This is a genomic window from Pseudomonas cucumis (genome assembly GCF_030687935.1).
Taxonomy (GTDB): domain Bacteria; phylum Pseudomonadota; class Gammaproteobacteria; order Pseudomonadales; family Pseudomonadaceae; genus Aquipseudomonas; species Aquipseudomonas cucumis.
Map to the genome: position 1 here is coordinate 2,940,322 of NZ_CP117454.1, position 20,036 is coordinate 2,960,357.

Below are 20,036 nucleotides of genomic sequence, written 5' to 3' on the forward strand. Positions count from 1 at the left end.
ATGCTTTTATGATGAGATTCGGCTCAACTCGGGGACGAGGCTAGCACTGGGTCCAGTTGTCGACCCATTACACTTATCAAGTGAGCGATCGAATCAGCGTTACGCAAGATGACGTCGGTTCGCAGGTGCACATTCCCCCGATCCAGGAAGAGGTCGCGAGCTTCATCTATTGTTCCGCAGCCTGTCGTTTTAAGGATGTCCCGAGCCACATGCTTCAAACCTTGAACCGAGTCCAGGCTGGTCCATTCCTGCGACGTTTCGTTCCAATGCGCAAACAGTTCCTCCTTCGGGGTGGCCAGGGACAGTGCTTTTCGCTGGAAATCCTGTTGCCTTTGTTTGATTGCTGCGCCGTAAGTAGTGACGGTGGCAATGAGATCGCTGAACGGGCGCCTTGCCTCAAGCGGTGCAATATCCACGGTCTTTGAAAAAAGATGGGAGAACTCATGGATCAGGGTGGCGGCCCGGGCATGGTCTCCGACACTGAAAGGCTCAGTCAAACAGGACTCGTACCAATCGAGTTGAGGTTCAAAGAACTTCTCCGTGAAATGCACACGATTTTTTGGATCATCATTAAGAACAAAAGCAATTGTGCTGCTGAGTTCATATTGGCTTGATCCGACCACAAAACGTTCGGTATTCATATAATCAACGTTCGGGTCCACCAGTGCTGTGCAAATGGGAACGATGACTTTTTTGATTTTGTCCAGAAGGTTGGCGTCGATATCGTCAGCATCAAATAAGGTTTTAAGAAAGGTATCCAGCCGCGTCCCCGGTTTCAGCTGTCTGAGCTGCGCCAGGTTATGCAGACTGTTAAAAGCGTAGTAGCGAGCCAGGTCTATAGCTTGCACGATCATGCGTGCTTTTGCCGGGTGCATTGCCCGAATGTCTTTCATTCCCCGTGCTTCGATATTCAGAACCTGTCTGGCATATTTATCGGAGGCATATTGATTGTGCATTTTCGACAGGGCTTTTCCATAGTGGACGGTATGGGTGTCCGAATCGAGCACCAGTTGCTTGTCAGGCGTAGTCAGGAGCGCCGGGCCTTCTTCAGTGTCCTTGATCATCCGCCAGATTGCCCCGGGTTTGGTCACGCGGTACACCTTGCCTGCGATGGGGGCATAGGTTTGTTTGCTGGTCGTTTCCAGGTAAGTGCCATCAGCACTGTTCTTCTTTAAATCCTTCAGTTCGACGGCGGTGGTTTCGAAAGGCTGCAGTGACGTGCGCGTCGGTGCAGTGGATTTCACTTGCGACCATTGCGGCGCGGCCACAGGAATGGCCTTCGGTTCGGCAAGGGTGTCGGTTGTCGCCTGCGCAGTACCGACTGACTCTTCCAGTGACAACTTGCCCAGTGACAGCATTTGCACTGCACCGGCAATAAAGTCTTGCAAGGCCCGCTTCCAGTGGTGGTCCTGCTGCGCTTCGGCGGAGCTCTTGAAGTCTTTATAGGCTTGCCATAGAAACAGCCCATAAGCGAGTTTGCCGGGTAACAGGCCAGAAATCCTCTGGATGTCGGAGCTGAACAGGTTTTTGGCTGCCTCCCAGTCTGACTGGCCGCTGACTTCGGACTGAGTGCCGAGCATTTGCGACAGCAGGCGGGTGTTGTCGCTGAACAACCGGATCAGCAAGTTGCCGCGGATGGGGTTAGAGGCGAGAGTGATTTCGCTCGCTTGTCCGACGGTGGACTCCAACAGATTGCGAAACCCGGATTGCTCGCTTGCTGGAAGGCGACGTATCAGCAGCTCCTGCAACGATCCCGGCGTATTGAGCGCCGAGACAACGCTTGCCTCATTGTCGAATTCGGTGAATGGCGAGCCTGCATGGTAGGGGGCATACAGGACGTGCGGACCTTTCTGACCGGAGCCGGGGCCGAACAGGTACAGGCCCAGTGTCTTGACGGCAGCAGTGCCGACAGTCTTGATCAGTTCCAGCGGGCGGACAATGGCGTGGGCGCCGTTGACAGCAGCCCGGGCGATAGCGTCCGGCATGTCCATAACCTGTCGAATCAAGTCAAAGCCGCTGTCGGAAAGACGTTGCTGCAGCTTCTGTGCATGGGCGTCTTGCATCAATTGCCAGGGCAATTGCCGAATGAAGCGCAGTCTTCGAGTGTCGGCATCGGCGCTTTTGCTCGACAAGCTGTCTGTTACTTGTTTTGCATAGGTTTGTTTAATGTTCAGTGACAGCAGGAGTTGCCTGACAGCGGACTGGTCCAGGCCTTGCGGAAGGGATTGAGTGGTTTTCGAAGCGATCTTGAACCCGGTGCCCTGGGCAATGTTCACATGGTTCAAGGCAAACTCGGTCAGAGATCGAGCGGGGCCGGCCAGGGTCAGGTTGGGGGTGATTTCGATGTCGTCGGGGTCTGGCAGTGTCCCGGAGAAGCGTTTACCGAGCAGTGACACCAACGTGTCATGCACATAGGACTTCAGCGTCTTCAGGCCATGCAGGTAGTCCTTGTCGTCTTCGACGCTGTTGCGGTATTGCTCCAGCAGTTCGATGTGCAGCTGCTGCTCCTCGACGGGTGCCATTGCGAGCCAGGCAGGCAAGGACTGCTGTCGGGTGATCGCCTGTGCGATCGAAGTGGCTCTGCGCAAGTTGGTGTCGACCACCGTTTTTGTCAGGGCTTGAAGCGCTTTGGTCTGTTTTTCATCGTCCAGCTTCAGGGTGCGCAGGTAATCGCAACGTCCCAGGAAGTGGTCAATGGATGATTGGGATAATCGCTGCAGAACATGCCCCTCAATCAGTCGCAATGCACCGAGCGAATAGCGCTGGTGGAGGGTACGTTGGGCAGGGGGAAGATTTTCCAATAGCGTCAGACGTTTGTGCGGATCAAGCAGGCGTCGTTCCAGTTCCTGCCTTGCACGGCTGACGGTATTAAAGACTTCCAGGCCCTGGGCAGGTGTCCATAGAACTGTTCGGCCCGAATTCTGAGGGTCGAGCCCGCCACGCTCGGTCAACAGCAAGCAATTGGCCAAGGGCAGGATATTCATTTGGCTGGAGCACTCAAGGGTCAATGAATAGGCGTCAGGCCGGAATCCCTTGAGTGAACGGCGGTTTTTACGATCCGGCTGATCCGGATTGAGTACCGTATCGACAATGGCCCGCTCCGTGTCACCCAATGCAGCGTTGAGCACCCGAAGGCTGGCTTCCCCACGTATGCCTACGGAAAGAGCATGAGCCAGCCGGGGCTTCATGTTCTCCAGATAGACCCGCTGCAGTGCCGGCAAGGTGACGGGTTGAGAGGCAAAGTCCGCACTGATCAGCGCCTCGATATCGCTGAAGGTTTTCACGAACACCGCCGCCGTGTCTGCCAGCACCATGGAAGGCTGTTGATTGCCCGACAATACCGGTCGGGTACTCCAGCGCCCTTGGGCATCCAGCGTCAGCAGGTGCTCACTGATCATAGAGCGGATGTCCAGCGCATTGTCGAACAAGGCGTTGATGTCCACGATGCCGTCGCTGTGACGGAAAACCTGCAGGGCGTACTCCATATTCTGCTGTTGTTTGGTGATGATCGCCCCGAACAGCTTTTTGAAGATCGAACCGGAAATCACTTTCCCGGAGACATTTGGCTGATCAAAACCGATGAAGCGCTGGCGTTCCTCCAGGCTCAGGAGTCCGTAGAGCTCATCCTCGTGACCGGCTGCGCTGAATTTGCTCAGCAAGGTGTCTTTGAGGTCCTTATAGTCTTTCAGCACCTGCAGCCCCTGAGCGGGAGTGTAGAGAAATGCATTGCTGCCACTGATCATCAGCGAGCCCGCCAGCTCAACATAGTTGGCCTCGTATTCCCAGAGACGCACGGTTTCGACGGTCAGTGTCTCGTACGTTCTGCTGGTCGGCTTGATCAGCGAATGCAAGTCCTGGCTTTGTTCAGGCGTAATGATCTCGGCTTCGCGTTTGAGCAGGAGCTCCGCTCGCGCCTTTTGCGCAATGGCCTTGCGGAAAAATTCGCGACGTGATGCGCCATCGGCACTCTCGGCGTCCCAGTAGTCTTTCATTTGCTCGGAAAGCAGGCTGATCAGTTTTCTGGAGGCGGTGGCTACAGCAGTTTCCCAGTGTTGCTGGTCTATGCTCGCGGGGGGCTTTTCCGGGTGGGAAAACTCATGTGATTGCCCCGACGGCCAGCGTTGATTGCGGTAGTAAAACAGCACCGCCTCACTCAAGGACATGGCGTTGATCCAGCGCCGCGCGGGGGGACTTTCCTTGTTTGGTTCATCGGCCGCTGCCGTGAAATAAAAACTGACCTGGGTCTGGCGCTGATCCAGACCGGGGAAGGCGGATTTCAACAGTCCATTGAGCACCGCATCCAGCAGCGAAGTCAGCGTCGGCAACGCTTTCAATTCGTCGAGCATGGCCTGATCGTTCATTTGCTGGTGTGCGGTGATGGTACTGCTCTGGTCTTCGAACACCTCGCCTTCGATGGTTTGAAAGGTCATCTCGATTTTGGCGGCATCCGCCAGCGTTTTGCGTTGAGACAACGACATGAAAGCCAGCAGGTCGTCGTCCTCTGTCACGCCTTTCAGCTGACTTTCAAGCTGTGTGATCAGGGCTGAGCGGCTGTCGTACTTCTTTATGCCGGCGTACGGGGTGTAGAGAATCACGCCGTTGTCATCCGGTGTGGCGCTCAGCACGAAGCTGCCGGCCAGGGGCACGGGTTCCAGGTCCTGGGTTTTGAGCAGGATTTTTTCGGCGACCATGGGCGGTGTCTGTTCACCGCGCAACGTGTGGCTGGCTATTTTCAGGTGACTGAACCATTCGAAGTCCTTTTGCGTCAGGCCGTGGGTTTTGCCTAGTTTTCTCCAAAGGCCGCGAGACTTCAGGGCTTGGGGGAAAAACATCGGAGTAACTATCGGAGTAACTGGTACAGGCATCGTCAAGGCTCGTTCAGGGCGCGATTGAAATGCGCCAATGGATTGAGCCTAGAGACTAAAAGTCAGTGGAGCCTGCAAGGTGGTAGATAGTTACCGCACAGACTGGCGGTAATTGTGCCAGCCTGAAAAAGCAGAAGCCCGCGATACGGAATGCGTGAAATCAACTGAAAAGTTGACAGGTCGCTCGCCGCGCGTTGTTAATCGGCTGGTCTTCGTATGCTGTTGCCCCCTCCAATAATTACTCTGGAGCTTCAGATGTCTGCGCCACACGATCATGTGTCTACTGCGGTTTCGCAAAACCTGTCCTTCGAAGCGCTGACGGCGTTGCTCGAACAGATTTTCCTGCGCCACGGCACCTCAGCCGATGTCGCCAGAACCCTGGCCCTCAACTGTGCCGGTGCCGAGCGTGACGGGGCTCACAGTCACGGTGTTTTTCGCATTCCCGGTTATGTGTCGACGCTGCAAAGCGGCTGGGTCAATGGCCAGGCAGTGCCGGTGGTCGAGGACGTGGCCTCGGGCTTTGTCCGGGTCGATGCCGGTAATGGTTTCGCCCAACCGGCCCTCGCGGCGGCGCGATCATTGTTGGTGGAGAAAGCCCGCAGCGCCGGCATTGCGGTGCTGGCCATCCGTAATTCCCACCATTTCGCCGCCTTGTGGCCAGACGTCGAGCCGTTTGCCGATGAAGGGTTGGTGGCGCTGAGCGTGGTCAACAGCATGACCTGCGTGGTGCCGCACGGTGCCGATCGTCCACTGTTCGGGACCAACCCGATTGCCTTCGCCGCGCCCCGAGCCAACGGTGATCCGATCGTCTTCGACCTGGCGACCAGCGCCATCGCCCATGGCGACGTACAGATCGCTGCCCGTAAAGGCGAGCGTTTGCCGGCGGGGATGGGTGTGGACAGCCTCGGCCAGCCAACCCAGGACCCCAAAGCGATCCTCGAGGGTGGCGCCTTGCTGCCGTTTGGCGGGCACAAGGGCTCGGCGCTGTCGATGATGGTCGAGTTGCTGGCGGCGGCGTTGACCGGAGGCAATTTCTCTTTCGAGTTCGACTGGTCGAACCATCCGGGGGCGAAAACACCCTGGACAGGTCAACTGCTGATAGTGATCGATCCGAGTAAATCGGCAGGGCAGAATTTTGCCGAGCGCAGTCAGGAACTGGTCCGGCAGATGCACGGTGTAGGGCTTAAGCGGTTACCGGGCGATCGACGTCATCAACAGCGCGCCAAAGCCAAGGTCGAAGGCATTGCGCTCGATGCTCAGACGTTGGCAAATCTGCGGGAATTGGCAGGGCGTTGAGAGGGGCGGTGTTTTTTGTAGGAGCCAGCGGTGCGGCTCCTACAAGTACAGGTCCAATGTTTCCCGCTTAACGCCGGCCCAACAACAGCCCCACCACCAAACCGAACCCGGCGGAGATGGCCACGGTTTGCCATGGATGACCGCCAATGTAGATCTCGCTGGCCTCGACTGCGGGCCTGGTGCGGTCACGCATACTGGAGACTGAGCCCCGGGCCTGCTGTAGCTTCTGGGCGATTTGCCCACGAAGGGTGTCTGCTTCTTCACCGACCAGTGAAGCACTGCTCTTGAGCAGTTTTTCCGACTCTTCGATCAGGGCCTGAAGTTCGCTGAAGACCTGATCCTTGATTTGATCCTCGGCGACTTGATCGATGATTTTGCGGGCCATTAGAGTACTCCTTGAAGATAAATGGGCAGTGAACAATGGAGTCTGGCGCCAGGGCAAAAGTTGCAGTCATTTTGCGTGGCGACTCCACCCTGAAGAAAAATCCAGGGCAGGACATTTCCTCCTACAGTGTAAGATGTCGCCTATTTTACGCAGCAGGTAATCTTCCATGAGCTTCAATCTGGCCGACAAACCCCTTGCCGAGCGCGCGGCGCTTGAAGATGAAAAATCCCGTCTGTTCGAACTCTGGCAAAACAACCTGGGTAAATCCAAGGGCGAAGCCGCACGGCTGTTCGGTGAGCGTGCCAAGCGCAAAGGCAAATGGGCCGAGTGGGTCCGCGCCGAACTCGACGGCATGTCGCCCCCGGAATTCGCGAACATGGTGCGCAGTGAAATCAACCGTTTGATGGCGGCTAAATAAGCCTCCTACGGCTGGGAAAAGGTCGCGATAATCGCCTCACGCACTTTCAACACCACCGGATCGAGCTGCGTGCTGGTGCGCCAGCCCAGTTCGATCGGATAGCGTGGCAGCGCCAAAGGGCAGGGCAGCAGCGCCAGTCCGCTGAGCGCGGCGATACTTCGAGCGGCATGGGCTGGAATGGTCGCCACCGCCTGGCTGCCCTTGAGCAGATACGGTAACGCGGCAAAGTGCGTGGTCGACGCGCATACCCGCCGGCTCAGGCCCAACGCCGCCAGTCCTTCATCGGTAATTCCGATAAAACCACCCGATGACACCAGAATGTGCTCGCGGGCGACGAACGCTTCAAGGCTGAGAGTTTCCTGTCCCTCGGCCAGACTGAGGGGGTCGACCAGGCACAGATAATCGCCTTCCCCCAGCACCTGACGACTGAGTAAACGCTCGGCAAACCCGCCTGCCGTGATCGCCAGATCGATGCTGCGTTCCATCAAGGCCCGGGCGACGATCTGGCTATGGGTTTGGCGAAAGATCAATCGCAGTTTCGGCGCGCGATCAGCGATTTCTTCAATCAATCGTCGCCCGTAGGCAATTTCGAAATCATCCGACAAACCCACCGTCACCGAGCGCCCGTCGTATTGATGCGCAGCCGGATCGACCATCGCCAGGCTCTGGCGGCATTTATTCAGCGCATCACTGACCACCGGTTTCAACTGGTTGGCCTGGAGCGTCGGCGCAAGACCTCGACCGGTGCGCACAAACAACTGATCGCCATACACCTCTCGCAATCGGCGCAACGCCGCGCTGACCGCCGATTGCGTCACGCCCAGACGCAGTGCGGCACGGCTGGCGCTGGATTCCTCATACAGGGCTTCGAAGACTTTGAGCAGATTGAGGTCGACGGTAGCGATATTCATCTGGTTCATATCATTCAGCAGTGAGTCGGGCTTTATTCATGATCCTGTGGCGCCGGAGAATGAGCAACACCTCATTACTGACGGAGTTACCACGATGCCCAAGTCCATCGTTGCTGCCCTGCAAATCGGCGCGTTGCCCGGCGGCAAGGCCGACACCCTCGATCAAATCCTCTCCTGGGAAACCGCCATTATCGAATCCGGTGCGGCACTGGTGGTCATGCCGGAGGCATTGCTCGGCGGGTACCCAAAAGGCGAGGGCTTCGGCACGCAATTGGGCTATCGACTGCCAGAGGGGCGGGAAGCGTTTGCGCGGTATTTCGACAACGCCATCGACGTGCCCGGTGCCGAGACAGAAGCCCTGGCCGGATTGTCCTCGCGCACTGGCGCCAACCTGGTGATCGGCGTGATCGAGCGCGCGGGCAGCACCTTATATTGCACCGCGCTGTATTTCGATCCGCAGGCCGGGCTGGTCGCCAAGCACCGCAAACTGATGCCCACCGGCACCGAACGACTGATCTGGGGCAAGGGCGATGGCTCGACCTTGCCGGTGATCGACAGCCAGGTCGGGCGGATCGGCGCGGTGGTGTGCTGGGAAAACATGATGCCGCTGCTGCGCACCGCGATGTACGCCAAAGGCGTGGAAGTCTGGTGCGCGCCGACCGTGGACGAGCGGGAAATGTGGCAAGTCAGCATGCGCCACATCGCCCATGAAGGACGCTGCTTTGTGGTCAGTGCCTGTCAGATCCAGGCCTCACCGCAAGCTTTGGGCGTGGACATCGCCAACTGGCCGGCGCAGCGTCCGTTGATTGCCGGCGGCAGCGTGATTGTCGGGCCCATGGGCGACATTCTCGCCGGACCGCTGCGCGACGAGGCGGGTTTGCTCACCGCCGAAATCGACACCGATGACCTGATCCGCGCCCGTTACGACTACGACGTGGTCGGGCACTATGCGCGCCCGGACGTGTTTGAGTTGACGGTGGATGAGCGGGCCAAACCGGGCGTGCGTTTTATCTGAGGCGCAGCCACTCTTCACGGGTGATTTCCCACAGTTCCTTCGGCAATCGCCCGCTGACGAAGTCGCCCTCTTCGGTGTGTATCAAGCGCATGCCAGTACGTTCCGAGAGTTTGCGCGAGCCGATATTCGGCGCCGCTTTCGGCACGCGCAGCAACGGCCGGCCGAGTGTTTCGAACCAGTACTCGGTCACCGCCGCACTGGCTTCACCCATCAACCCCTGGCCTTGCCATTGCGGGGCCAGCCAGAAGCCGCGGTTATTGTCCTGTTCATTCATCAGGCTGACATTACCAATCAGTTGATCGGGCGCTGACTTCAGGCGGATCGACCAGTGCCATTCTTCGCCACGGGCCATCGCCGGCAGGGCAATATCACGCAGATAAGTCATCGCGCCATCGGCGGGATAAGGCCACGGCACCAGGACATTCAGATAACGCACCACGTCCCAGTGAGGGAATTGTTGCTGGATGGCCTCGGCGTCGGCCAGTTCCAGTGGGCGCAAAATCAGTCGTTCGGTGTAGAGCGTTGGAGCAGGGTGCATCGTGGGCGACTTCCTTGTACGGGCGGGCGATGCGCTTCATGCGCAGCGTCGATTGTCGTCTAATCTTTAGGCGTTCACACCCCTGTCAATGGATGGACTACCCATGAGTTTGTTACTAGGCCCGATTCTGCAATTTCGTGGTATCAACAGTAATGCCTATAACGTGTCTGCTCTAGTGGTTTTACCTTTAGGCGGGTTATCGCCCAGCGTAAAAGTACCCAGCGGTGTCACCGCCGGCAAACCGTTGGCCACCGCCGATATCCCGTTGCTCAAACCTCAGTACCGCGTCTGGCGCATCGATTTCAAAGCGGTGCAAGACCAGAGCGTTGCCACTACCTACACGATCAAGATAGAGGGTACGGAGACCAATTTCGTCGTTCCTGCCGAGGGTCAGACGCCGCGCATCGCGTATGTGTCGTGCAACGGATTTTCCAACCCCAGGGACATGGAGAAGGTCGACCGCAACAACGAGCGCTGGGAGCACATGTGGGGCGCTCATCAAGGCGAGCCTTATCACCTGCTGTTGATGGGGGGCGATCAGGTTTACAGCGACGACATGCGCAGCAATGTGTCGTCCATGAAAACATGGTTCGCCAAACCCTTCGCCGACCGTAAAAAGGCGGTCTACAGCAAGGTGATCGAAGCCGATCTGGATAGGTTTTTCACCCGGCTCTACCTGGAACGCTGGAAACAGCCTGAGGTGGCGAAAGTGTTCAGCGTCATCCCGACGGTGATGATGTGGGATGACCATGACATCATCGATGGCTGGGGCTCCTACGACGAGATACTGCATTCGAGTCCGGTGTTTCAGGGGCTGTTTGCCATGGCCAAACGCTATTTCAGGATTTTCCAGCAGCAACTGATCCAGACTCATCCTCACCTCAAACCGTCCGCTGACGTTCATCCCTGCGCGATTCCCGAGACCGCTGACGGCTTTCACCTGGGCTTCACCGGCCTGGGCGAGCTGGCCTTGCTGGTTCCCGATCTGCGCAGCGAACGTGCGCCAGACCTGACGGCACCACGGGCTCAAAGAACCCGGGTCATTTCGCCCGTCAGTTGGGATGCGATTTATGCCTGGCTGGGCAAGGTCAAGGGGCATAAGCACCTGCTGCTGATGTCGAGTATTCCTGTGGGTTATCTTGATTTGCAGGCGGCCGAGAAGACGTTGGACCTGATTTCGGGGCAACAGGAGCTCGAAGATGATTTGCGCGACCACTGGCGAAGCCAGCCCCACCGGGACGAACGCAAGCGGCTGATCATGCGGCTGCTGGACTTCGCCCATGCCCAATCCTGCAAGGTAACTCTGGTATCCGGTGATGTTCATGTGGCCGGGGTCTGTGTGATCGAATCGAAGCTGCCCCGCCATGGCGGCGATGGTGCAGGGAAAATCTATCAATTGATTTCCACGGGCGTCGTCCATCCTTCACCACCGGTACTGGCGGTGCACTTTCTGGAGTCCATCGGTGGGAGCCAGGAACAGATCGACTACGGTATCAGCGGAACCATGTTGCCCATCGGCCCAAGGGGGCGTTACCTGATCGCCGCTCGAAACTGGCTGGCGATAGAGCCAGATGAAGGCAGTAAAGGCAAAACCCGACTGTGGGCCAACTGGCATGTAGAAGGTCTCAGGCATTGTGTGACGCAGGTGATCGACCCCGTTACCTAGCGTAATGCGGTTCACTTAAGCACTTTCAGCCGCGACGCATTCCTTGTGCGTGACGCATTCCTTGTAGCAGCTGCCGAGCTCGCGAGGCTGCGTTCGGCTGCGCAGCAGTCGTCAAATAAAACAATGTGGTGTGTCAGATACACCACAACTGCCGGTTCACGACTGCTGCGCAGCCGAACGCAGCCTCGCGAGCTCGACAGCTGCTACAGATCGCATTACGGCCTTAATTGACCAGCATTGCGTTACCAGGTGGCGTTGGTCGCACCCGGCAGGCTGAGTTTGCCGCGATCGACAAAACGCATAGTGCCGAACGCGCCACCAGCCAATTTGCCCCGAAGCACGTACGGCAGATTATCCAGTGTTTGTGTCTGACTCAGGCCGAGGGTCTGACGCAGCACGGTGAACGCCGAAATGCTCACCGGCACCACTACCACCGCTTCGGAGAAACGGGGGATCGAGCCCGATTGGTCGCTGACGCCGGAGGCAAGTTGTCGGCCATTCACTTCCAGATTCAGCGCCACGCCGTTGTAGTCGATTGCCGTTTCATTGGGGTTTTGCACGCGCAGTTTTACCGCAAAACGCACTTCCAGTTCCTGGCTTGGCAGCGGCTCGATACCGACCACGTTGATGTTCAGCGGGTCGCGACTGGGGAACAGGGCACATGCACTGAGAGAGAGCAGCAGGAGGGACAGGGCAATTAATCTGCGCATGGACAGGCTCTCGTAAAGTAAAAGGCCGAACCGTGCATGGCTCGGCCTTCGAGCATTACGGACGGTTCAACTGTGCGACAACCACGGGAGGCACGGGTTCACCCTTGGCCGCAACATCCGGGTTCTGCATCACTTGAAGCACCGAGGCTTCCGGATCGAACTCGTCTTCTTCCAGCTCGATGAATTCTTCGGGCAGGAAGATATTCAGCACGATAGCGCACAACGCACCGACAGTGATCGGTGATTCGAAGATGTTGTGCAGCGCCTTCGGCAACTCGCGCAACACTTCAGGCACCGCCGCGACGCCCAGGCCCAAATACTGTAGGAGCGAGGCTTGCCCACTTGCTCTTCAAGCGAACGCCGCGAGCAAGTCCTCTTCAAAGGCTTTTTGCGCATCCCCCGGCACCTGAGCCCGATGGCGCGCCAGGTGGAACGCTACCTCGAAACTCATATCGCCCTGGCGCACGGCGCGCAGCAACCCTTTGTCTTCCCAGCTGCGGGCGAAGTGATCGGGCAGGTAGCCAACGTGCTTGCCGGAAAGAATGAAGGCGAGGGTGCCTTCGACCTGTTCGGAACGCGCCGAACACATCTTCCCCTGAAACGGCTCGTCGCTGCGCAGGAAGCGGTAGGGGTGATCGACCCGGTCGCAGGCCTGAAGCGCTTGATCGTCAGGCGCCCCATCGGTGAACAGCGGATGCCCCGGGGCGCAATACAGGTGCTGGGTTTCAGTGAACAGTTCGCGGTAGTCAAAAGCGCTCTGCGCCTGTGAGAAATAACCGATCGCCAGGTCCAGCCGTTGTTGCAGCAACAGCCGTTCCATCTCGCCGGGCATGGCGCTGATCAACTCGATACGTACCGATTCGTCCCGTTCGCGAAAGCGCCGGATCGCCTCGGCGACCCGTTGCAGCACTGATTGATCCAGCGCTTCGGACAAGCCCAGGCGCACTTCGCCGATCAAGCGTCCGGCCACGCCGTTGGATTGATGACGGAACGCTTCAATCGATTCGAACAAGGCGCGAATGGCAAGGAGCAGTTGCTCGCCCTTGGGCGTGATTTTGAACCCGCCCTTACCGCGACTGCACAGGCGATAACCGAGCCGGGTTTCGAGCCTGGCCATTTGCTGGCTGATGCTCGATTGGCTCAGCCCCAATTCACCCTGAGCCGCGCTGAAGCCACCGCATTCCACCACGCTGACAAACAGGCGCAGCAACTGTAGGTCCAGATCGTGGAGTTGGCCGAGCATCAAACATTACTCCGTAATAAAGTCAGGATAACTAACTTGGTATTTTTCCAATGTAACTGACCACGCATTCTGCAACCACTTCCCCCGGTCAGGTGTTCGTCATGGCTCCGCTCTTCAAGCTGTGTAGGAAAAAGTCCTCAATCTCTACAGTTGGGCCGATTACGTGGCGCCCGAGACCACCCGCAGAGCGAGGTGCGCGGTTGTATGCCGACCGCAGCATGAGCCTCAAGGACATGCGTCAGCGCACCCGTCTGTGGACCACTTTCCGTAGCCGTCAATAAGCCAACAATAAGGAACACATCCATGGACGTCCCTGCACAGAACGATCAGGCCATGACCCGCGACAGTCTTTACGGGACTGCCGCCGAAAGCACCTACGCCGGTATCACCAGTTTCATGCGCCGTCGCTACAGCCGTGACTTGCGCGGTGTCGACGTGGTGGTCAGTGGCGTGCCGTTTGATACCGCCACCAGTAACCGCCCCGGCGCGCGTTTCGGACCGCGTGGCATTCGGGCCGCATCCACCGGGATCGCCTGGGAACGCCACTGGCCGTGGACGTTCGACCCGTTCGATCACTTGGCGGTGATCGACTATGGCGATTGCGCCTTCGATTACGGCACGCCGCAGTCGGTGCCGGACAGCATCGAAGCTCATGCCGAGCACATCCTGAACGGCGGTTGCGCGATGCTGACATTTGGCGGCGATCACTTCATCAGTTATCCGCTGCTCAAGGCCCATGCCCGCCAGCATGGCCGGTTGTCATTGATTCACTTCGACGCCCATAGCGACACCTGGCCGGATGAGGAGGGCAAGCGCGTCGACCACGGCACGATGTTCTGGCATGCGGCCAAAGAAGGGTTGGTGGATCCGTCGCGCTCGGTACAGATTGGATTACGCACCACCAATGATGATCATCAGGGGTTTCAAGTGCTGGATACGCGACAGGTGCATCGGCAAGGGTGTGAGGCGATCGTCGAGACGATTCGTGCGAGGGTCGGTGATCACCCGGTGTATCTGACCTTTGACATCGACTGCCTCGACCCGGCCTTTGCGCCGGGCACCGGAACGCCGGTGTGCGGCGGCTTGAGCACGGTGCAGGCGCTGGAAATTCTCGGCGGGTTGCGCGGGATCAACCTGGTGGGGATGGACGTGGTGGAAGTGGCACCGGCCTATGACAGCGCGGACATTACCTCACTGGCAGCGGCGACATTGGCCATGGAGATGCTGTGTTTGTATGCGGCCAGGCATAAGGTCGGTCGGTAATTTTGATTTGCGGTGCTTGTTATGACGCCTTCGCGAGGCTTGCCCGCGAAGCTTTTCAGGCGACCAATCGCTACTGCCAGTTTCTGACAACAGCCTCTGCTAAGCTCCGACGACTTTTCAGGAAAGAGCCTGCCGATCGTGTCGCGAACCAGCCGTTTACTGACTTTGTTACAAGTGCTGCGGGGCAAAAGTCGTCCGGTGACTGCCGCGACATTGGCCAGCGAGCTGGAGATTTCCGAACGCACGCTGTATCGCGACATCGCTGAACTTACCGCGCTCGGCGCGCCGATTTTCGGCGAGGCGGGGATCGGCTATGTGTTGCGCAGCGGCCTGTTTCTGCCGCCCTTGATGCTCAATGCCGATGAGACCGAAGCCATCGTGCTCGGGTTGCGTTATGTGGATCAGCGTGGCGATGAGGTCTTGGGCAAAGCCGCGGCCGATGCTCTGGCAAAAATCGCCGCGGTACTCGACCCCGCCGCCCAGGAGGCCTTGCGCAACCCGACGGTGCTGCCGGGCCCACCGGGTTATGGCTATCCGCAAAATGCCGTGCCCTTGAATGTGTTTCGCCAAGCGATCCGCGATCAGGCCAAGCTGCACATCGATTACGCGGACGCCAATCAGGTGCCGAGTCAGCGGCTGATCTGGCCACTGGCCCTGGGTTTTCTCAATGAGGTAAGGATCATCGTCGCCTGGTGTGAATTGCGCAGTGCCTATCGCACCTTTCGCACCGACCGGATTTCGGCCGCCAGCGAGCAGGGCGAACGCTATCCGGGGCGGCGCAGCGACCTGTTGCGCACCTGGCGCAAGCAGATGCAGCTGGACGAAGCAGGGCGTTTCACTCCTGACAAGAACTGACGCAGGCTTGTTTTAGCATGGCTCCAGAATCAACTCACAAGGAGCCGTAAACATGTCCAATCCAGCCACTTCACTGGCCCCCGCCATCGCCGCCTACATTGCTGCCGCCAATGCTCGCGACACGTCGAGGGTTGCCAGTTTTTTCGCTGAGGATGCCAACGTGTTCGATGAGGGGCAGCATCAGGTCGGCACACAAGCCATCGCCCAATGGATGCAAGACACCGCACAACGTTACCAGCCCCGGGTCGAGGTGCTCGACGTTCAGCTGCGCACCGGCAAAGTGCTGGTGCACAACCTGATCTCCGGCACCTTTCCCGGCAGCCCGCTGGAACTGCGCTACATGTTCCGACTCAATGAGCAGGGCAAGATCGCCCGGCTGGATATCTCGCTGTAACCACCGGCCTATGTAGCAGCTGTCGAGCCTGCGAGGCTGCGTTCGGCTGCGGAGCAGTCGTGAATCCGGCGGTGCGGTCTGCCTGACACACCGCAATCACTGATTGTACGACGGCTTCGCCGCCGAACGCAGCCTCGCAGGCTCGGCAGCTGCTACTGGCCAGGCTTGGCGAGCCGCTATAGAGACGTATACTGCCGCGCATGAATGTCGACTCTCCCTTAAGCGCCTGGCAACACGCCATCGAACAGAAGGGCTTCGTCCAGGACGAAGCCCAGGAACACGCCGTGTGGGCGCTGCAAAAATGCCACGAAGCTTTGCATGAAGGCCGCACGCCCGTCACCGGTGTGTACCTCTGGGGCCCGGTCGGGCGGGGCAAGACCTGGTTGATGGATCAGTTCTACCAAAACCTGCGCGTTCCGGCCCGACGTCAGCACTTTCATCATTTCATGGGCTGGGTGCATCAGCGCTCCTTTCAATTGACTGGCACTGCCGACCCGTTGAAAGCGTTGGCCCGCGAACTGAGCCAGGAAGTGCGGGTGCTGTGTTTCGATGAACTGTTCGTCAACGACATCGGTGACGCCATCATTCTCGGACGTTTGTTTCAGGTGATGTTCGAGCAGGGCGTGGTGGTGGTCTGCACCTCCAATCAGCCGCCGGATCAGCTGTACGCGGATGGCTTCAACCGTGACCGGTTCGTGCCGGCCATTACCGCAATCAAGCAGCACATGCAGGTGATTGCGGTGGATGGCGGGGAAGACCATCGCCTGCACCCTGGCGCCGGTCTGCAGCGCTACTGGGTGAACGTACCGGGTCAGTCCGGCGCACTGAACGAGGTGTTCAAAGCCTTGACCGTCGGCCAGTCGCTGTCCAGCGATCCGGTCAAAGTCGGTTACCGTTCGATCCATGTGATGCAGGCCAGTCAAACCGTGCTCTGGTGTCGTTACGCGGAGCTCTGCGAGCAGCCGTTTGCCGCCATGGACTTCATGGCCCTGTGCGACACCTTCAGCGCTATTCTATTGAGCGACGTACCCAACCTCAGCGCGCAAAAACGCGAAGGGCGCATCGCCCGCGGCACTGAAGACGGTGTCGAGCGGGTGGCGGCGGGGGATCGCCAGTTGCCGCAGTTGTCGGTGCATGACGACGGTGTGCGCCGATTCATCGCCCTGGTGGACGAATGCTACGACCGCAAGGTGCCGCTGTACCTCGAAGCGCAGGTGCCGATGGAGGCGTTGTACACCGAGGGCTATCTGGAATTTCCGTTTCGCCGCACCCTTAGTCGTCTGCAGGAAATGCAGCTCAAACGTTTCGCCGAGGCTTGATATCCGGGAGGAGCGAACATGAATCAGCCCTTGTCCCACCATTTGCTGACCATGGCCTATCAGAACGCCTGGGCCAATCACCGACTGGCCAAGGCCTGGCTTCAGCTAAGCCCGGCCGAGCTGGCGGCGCCGCGAGTCAGTTTCTTTCCCAGCCTCTGCGCGACCCTGAATCACATCCTGACCTGTGACTGGTTTTATGTGGATGCCCTGGAGCGGGAGTTGCGCGGCGACGAACCGCATCCCGATTGCTACGTGTTTTTCAACGAAGACGAGCCATTCACCCACGGCGCCAATCTCAAGCGCGAGCAAGCCTTGGTGGACCGGCGACTGATCGCCTATTGCGAGCAATTGCGCGACGCAGACCTCGGACGGATCGTGACCATCGCGCGCGACATCCCGCAACATGACAGCCGTTTGCGCATGTTGTCCCATTTGTTCGAGCATCAGATTCATCATCGCGGGCAGGTTCACGCGATGCTCAGTGGTACCTCGGTCACGCCACCGCAACTGGACGAATTTTTCTGTGCCGGAGAGTCGGCGTTGAGGGCCGAGGATTTTGCCGAGTTGGGATGGACCGAGGCAATGATCTGGGGCGTTTGAGAGGGAACGATCACAACAGGATCCGGTTGTCGGCACCCCGGCACTCGCGATAAGGTCGCTGGACCTTTCAGTGCGCAAGAGGCGAACTGGGGCAACTTGTGTGATTGAGGGTGGAAATGGAATCCGCAGAAATTCTTGTGCTTCAGGCCAGCTACACCAACCCGGTGCACGCCGAGGCGATTTGTCTTGTATTGAACCACTACGCCGAAGACCCGATGGGCGTCGGTCACCCGTTACCCGCCGACAGGCTGCAACAACTGCCCGGGGAGCTGGCCAAACGTCCCCATGCCTTTAGCGTACTGGCGTTTGTCGGCGGCGAGCCGGCAGGGTTGGTGAATTGCTTCGAAGGTTTTTCGACCTTTGCCTGCCGGCCACTGGTCAACGTGCATGACGTAGCAGTGGTGTCGAAGTTTCGCGGGTTGGGGCTGAGTCAGAAGATGCTGCACAAAGTCGAGGACATCGCACGCCAGCGCGGTTGCTGCAAAATCACCCTGGAAGTACTGGAAGGCAACGCGGTGGCTCAGGCGTCCTATGACAAATTCGGCTTTTCCCCAGGCATGTTCGACCCGGCGCATGGCCGGATGCTGTTCTGGACCAAGGCGCTTTAGTCCGCAGTCCTGATGAACCGCTTTTTTATAGGAGCCAGGCTTGCCGGCGAAGGCGTCCTTAAGTGCGCCTTCGCCGGCAAGCCTGGCTGCTACAAAAGAATTACTGCTGAACGACTGCCGGAGTGATAGGCGCGCCCTTGGGTTTCATCAGGCTGAAGTCGATCAACGGCCGCTGCTGACGCTCATAAGGGTTGCCGATCATCAATGGCCGAGGCTTGAAGCTGTCGCTGACCAGGCTTTTGCTGCGATCCAGTTCATCGAAACTCAGGCCTGCCAGATCCGCCCAGGTGTGAATCAGCTGAGAACTGCTGTACGGCCGGCTCAGATCGCCGGCAAAACTCCAGTCATGGGTCTCACGCCATTTGGGTGAAGCCCAGGCCATGAACGGGATGGTGTACATCGGCGCCGTCGGTTTGCTCTCGTTGCGGCCCAGGGTTTTATGGCCGACGGAGTCGAAGACGTCTTCGCCATGGTCGGAGAGGTACAGCAGGAAGCCGTTCGGATCAGACTTGGCGTAGTCCTTGATCAGGCTAGACACTACGAAGTCGTTGTACAGCACGGCATTGTCATAGCTGTTGTACGTCGGCACCTGATCGTCACGCACGCCGTCTGGAACGCCTTTGCGGTCAGTGAATTTGTTGAAGGTCGGCGGGTAGCGGTACTGATAGCTCATGTGTGTGCCGAGCAAATGCACGACGATCAGCTTACGTGGCGCCGCGTCAGCCAAAGCTTTGTTGAACGGCTCGATCACGTCGCCATCGTACTGGGCTGCGTTCTGGTTGCGATTGTTGTTCAGGTACACCTGCTCGTCGGCCTGCTCGGAGAAGGTCGTGAGCATGGTGTTGCGCTTGGTCATGGTCTGCTGGTTGGTGATCCAGAAGGTCTTGTAACCGGCCTGTTTCATCATGCTGACCACCGACGGTGTGGACAGGTAGAGGTCGGGGTTTTCTTCGTCGGCGAACGTCAGTACCTGCTGCAACGCTTCGATGGTGTAGGGGCGTGGGGTAATGACGTTGTCGAAAACCGCCAGTTGATCCTTGAGCTTGTCCAGTTCCGGGGTGGTTTCCCGAGGGTAGCCGTACAGGCTCATGCGCTGACGGTTGGTGGACTCGCCGATCACCAGCACCAGGGTCGCCGGCTGATTGGCCATTGAATCGGAGAGGTTCTTGAGCGGGGCAATTTTGCTGGCGCTATCGAGCATGTCTTGCATGCCGGCGAGAGTATCGAGGTAACGGTGATAGGCCACGGCCATCTGCCACGGCACTGCGGGCTCGATGCGGGTTTCGAATTTCTCGAAGCCGCCGGCCAGGCTGCCGGTGCGCAACGTCTGCTTGATCATCGGGTAACCGACCACCGCCAACAGAATCGCCGTCGCCGCGACCAGCGCCTGGCCACGTGGCAGGTACACCGGACGCAAGCGGGTCCAGAGGAAATACGCGAACGCGGTATGGGCGAGGAACGCCGCCACCATCCACCAGGCAAAATACTGGGTCATGTATTCGCCGGCTTCAGACACGTTCGATTCGAACATGATGAAGATGACGCTCTGGGAAAACTCCTGCTGATAGATGAAGAAATAACCGAGGCTGGCCATCGAACAGGCCCACAGCACCACGCCGATCAGCGCGGCCATTAAACGTGTTTGCCTAGGGAACAGCAGCATCGGCGCTAGCCAGATGGCGCTCATCACAAAGGCCTGGCGGAACCCGGTAAAACCGGAGGTGCCCGTCAGCTGAATCAACAGTTGGGTAATGCCGGAAAAATACCAGAAGAACAGAAATAACCAGAGAAATCCTGTCCAATCAAAACCTTTCGCAGACGTTTTGCTGCGTTTAAACAAAGCCATTCACCACTCCAGCCTGATAATTACTTCGGCCGTCGGCACACTCCCTGTCGCAGACGAACGGACGCCGCGCGGATACCGAGCGGCCACAATGGGCCGGAGTATCG

17 protein-coding genes and 1 pseudogene are annotated in these 20,036 nt (G+C 58.4%); 10 read left to right on the forward strand and 8 right to left on the reverse strand.

Annotated features, from left to right (window positions below; genetic code table 11):
- Positions 1-23: 23 nt before the first annotated feature.
- Positions 24-4,832, reverse strand: coding sequence for a dermonecrotic toxin domain-containing protein (locus PSH97_RS13415; RefSeq protein ID WP_305449596.1), 4,809 nt, complete (start codon positions 4,830-4,832; stop codon positions 24-26).
- Between the two features lie 288 nt (positions 4,833-5,120).
- Between PSH97_RS13415 and PSH97_RS13420 the strand changes: the two genes are divergently transcribed.
- Positions 5,121-6,161: an Ldh family oxidoreductase gene (locus tag PSH97_RS13420; RefSeq protein WP_305449597.1), complete on the forward strand. Its 1,041-nt coding sequence runs from the start codon at positions 5,121-5,123 to the stop codon at positions 6,159-6,161.
- A gap of 67 nt (positions 6,162-6,228) precedes the next feature.
- On the opposite strand, the gene PSH97_RS13425 is transcribed toward PSH97_RS13420, so the two are convergent.
- Complete coding sequence (locus tag PSH97_RS13425) at positions 6,229-6,546, reverse strand: DUF883 family protein (protein ID WP_305449598.1); 318 nt, start codon at positions 6,544-6,546, stop codon at positions 6,229-6,231.
- Positions 6,547-6,712: 166 nt separating this feature from the next.
- On the opposite strand from PSH97_RS13425, the gene PSH97_RS13430 reads away from it, so the two are divergent.
- Complete coding sequence (locus PSH97_RS13430; protein WP_305449599.1) at positions 6,713-6,964, forward strand: hypothetical protein; 252 nt, start codon at positions 6,713-6,715, stop codon at positions 6,962-6,964.
- 5 nt (positions 6,965-6,969) lie between these two features.
- Here the strand turns inward: PSH97_RS13430 and PSH97_RS13435 are convergent, their stop codons facing one another.
- Positions 6,970-7,884: a LysR family transcriptional regulator gene (locus PSH97_RS13435; RefSeq protein WP_305449600.1), complete on the reverse strand. Its 915-nt coding sequence runs from the start codon at positions 7,882-7,884 to the stop codon at positions 6,970-6,972.
- An 85-nt stretch (positions 7,885-7,969) separates the two neighbouring features.
- On the opposite strand from PSH97_RS13435, the gene PSH97_RS13440 reads away from it, so the two are divergent.
- A complete protein-coding gene (locus tag PSH97_RS13440; RefSeq protein ID WP_305449601.1) occupies positions 7,970-8,890 on the forward strand; it encodes a carbon-nitrogen hydrolase family protein in 921 nt (306 codons plus the stop codon).
- Here the strand turns inward: PSH97_RS13440 and PSH97_RS13445 are convergent.
- Positions 8,883-9,428: a GNAT family N-acetyltransferase gene (locus PSH97_RS13445; RefSeq protein ID WP_305449602.1), complete on the reverse strand. Its 546-nt coding sequence runs from the start codon at positions 9,426-9,428 to the stop codon at positions 8,883-8,885. The two genes, PSH97_RS13440 and PSH97_RS13445, sit on opposite strands and share 8 nt — an antisense overlap.
- A 103-nt stretch (positions 9,429-9,531) precedes the next feature.
- Here PSH97_RS13445 and PSH97_RS13450 point away from each other — a divergent pair, with 103 nt between their 5' ends.
- The gene (locus PSH97_RS13450; protein ID WP_305449603.1) at positions 9,532-11,094 is read left to right on the forward strand and encodes an alkaline phosphatase D family protein; all 1,563 of its coding nucleotides are present in this window, start codon (positions 9,532-9,534) and stop codon (positions 11,092-11,094) included.
- A 242-nt stretch (positions 11,095-11,336) separates the two neighbouring features.
- Here the strand turns inward: PSH97_RS13450 and PSH97_RS13455 are convergent, their stop codons facing one another.
- The 3 genes and pseudogenes from PSH97_RS13455 to PSH97_RS13465 all read right to left on the reverse strand — a co-directional run bounded on the left by PSH97_RS13455 (position 11,337) and on the right by PSH97_RS13465 (position 13,047).
- Positions 11,337-11,804 (reverse strand): LEA type 2 family protein, encoded by a 468-nt coding sequence (locus tag PSH97_RS13455; protein ID WP_305449604.1) that lies wholly within the window; start codon positions 11,802-11,804, stop codon positions 11,337-11,339.
- A 55-nt stretch (positions 11,805-11,859) separates the two neighbouring features.
- Positions 11,860-12,120 (reverse strand): annotated as a pseudogene (locus PSH97_RS13460) (xanthine permease XanP); the annotation flags it as partial.
- A gap of 33 nt (positions 12,121-12,153) precedes the next feature.
- A complete protein-coding gene (locus tag PSH97_RS13465; RefSeq protein WP_305449605.1) occupies positions 12,154-13,047 on the reverse strand; it encodes a LysR family transcriptional regulator in 894 nt (297 codons plus the stop codon).
- Between the two features lie 303 nt (positions 13,048-13,350).
- Here PSH97_RS13465 and speB point away from each other — a divergent pair, with 303 nt between their 5' ends.
- The 6 genes from speB to PSH97_RS13495 all read left to right on the forward strand — a co-directional run bounded on the left by speB (position 13,351) and on the right by PSH97_RS13495 (position 18,086).
- The gene (speB, locus tag PSH97_RS13470) at positions 13,351-14,310 is read left to right on the forward strand and encodes an agmatinase (RefSeq protein WP_305449606.1); all 960 of its coding nucleotides are present in this window, start codon (positions 13,351-13,353) and stop codon (positions 14,308-14,310) included.
- Between the two features lie 138 nt (positions 14,311-14,448).
- Complete coding sequence (locus PSH97_RS13475; RefSeq protein WP_007897371.1) at positions 14,449-15,165, forward strand: helix-turn-helix transcriptional regulator; 717 nt, start codon at positions 14,449-14,451, stop codon at positions 15,163-15,165.
- A gap of 52 nt (positions 15,166-15,217) precedes the next feature.
- A complete protein-coding gene (locus PSH97_RS13480) occupies positions 15,218-15,559 on the forward strand; it encodes a nuclear transport factor 2 family protein (RefSeq protein WP_305449607.1) in 342 nt (113 codons plus the stop codon).
- Positions 15,560-15,759: 200 nt separating this feature from the next.
- Positions 15,760-16,878: a cell division protein ZapE gene (gene zapE / locus PSH97_RS13485; RefSeq protein WP_305449608.1), complete on the forward strand. Its 1,119-nt coding sequence runs from the start codon at positions 15,760-15,762 to the stop codon at positions 16,876-16,878.
- Positions 16,879-16,896: 18 nt separating this feature from the next.
- Positions 16,897-17,478, forward strand: coding sequence for a DinB family protein (locus tag PSH97_RS13490; protein WP_305449609.1), 582 nt, complete (start codon positions 16,897-16,899; stop codon positions 17,476-17,478).
- A gap of 116 nt (positions 17,479-17,594) precedes the next feature.
- Positions 17,595-18,086, forward strand: coding sequence for a GNAT family N-acetyltransferase (locus PSH97_RS13495; RefSeq protein ID WP_305449610.1), 492 nt, complete (start codon positions 17,595-17,597; stop codon positions 18,084-18,086).
- 100 nt (positions 18,087-18,186) lie between these two features.
- Here PSH97_RS13495 and PSH97_RS13500 read toward each other — a convergent pair whose 3' ends face one another.
- The gene (locus PSH97_RS13500) at positions 18,187-19,932 is read right to left on the reverse strand and encodes a phosphoethanolamine transferase CptA (protein WP_305449611.1); all 1,746 of its coding nucleotides are present in this window, start codon (positions 19,930-19,932) and stop codon (positions 18,187-18,189) included.
- Positions 19,933-20,036: the final 104 nt, after the last annotated feature.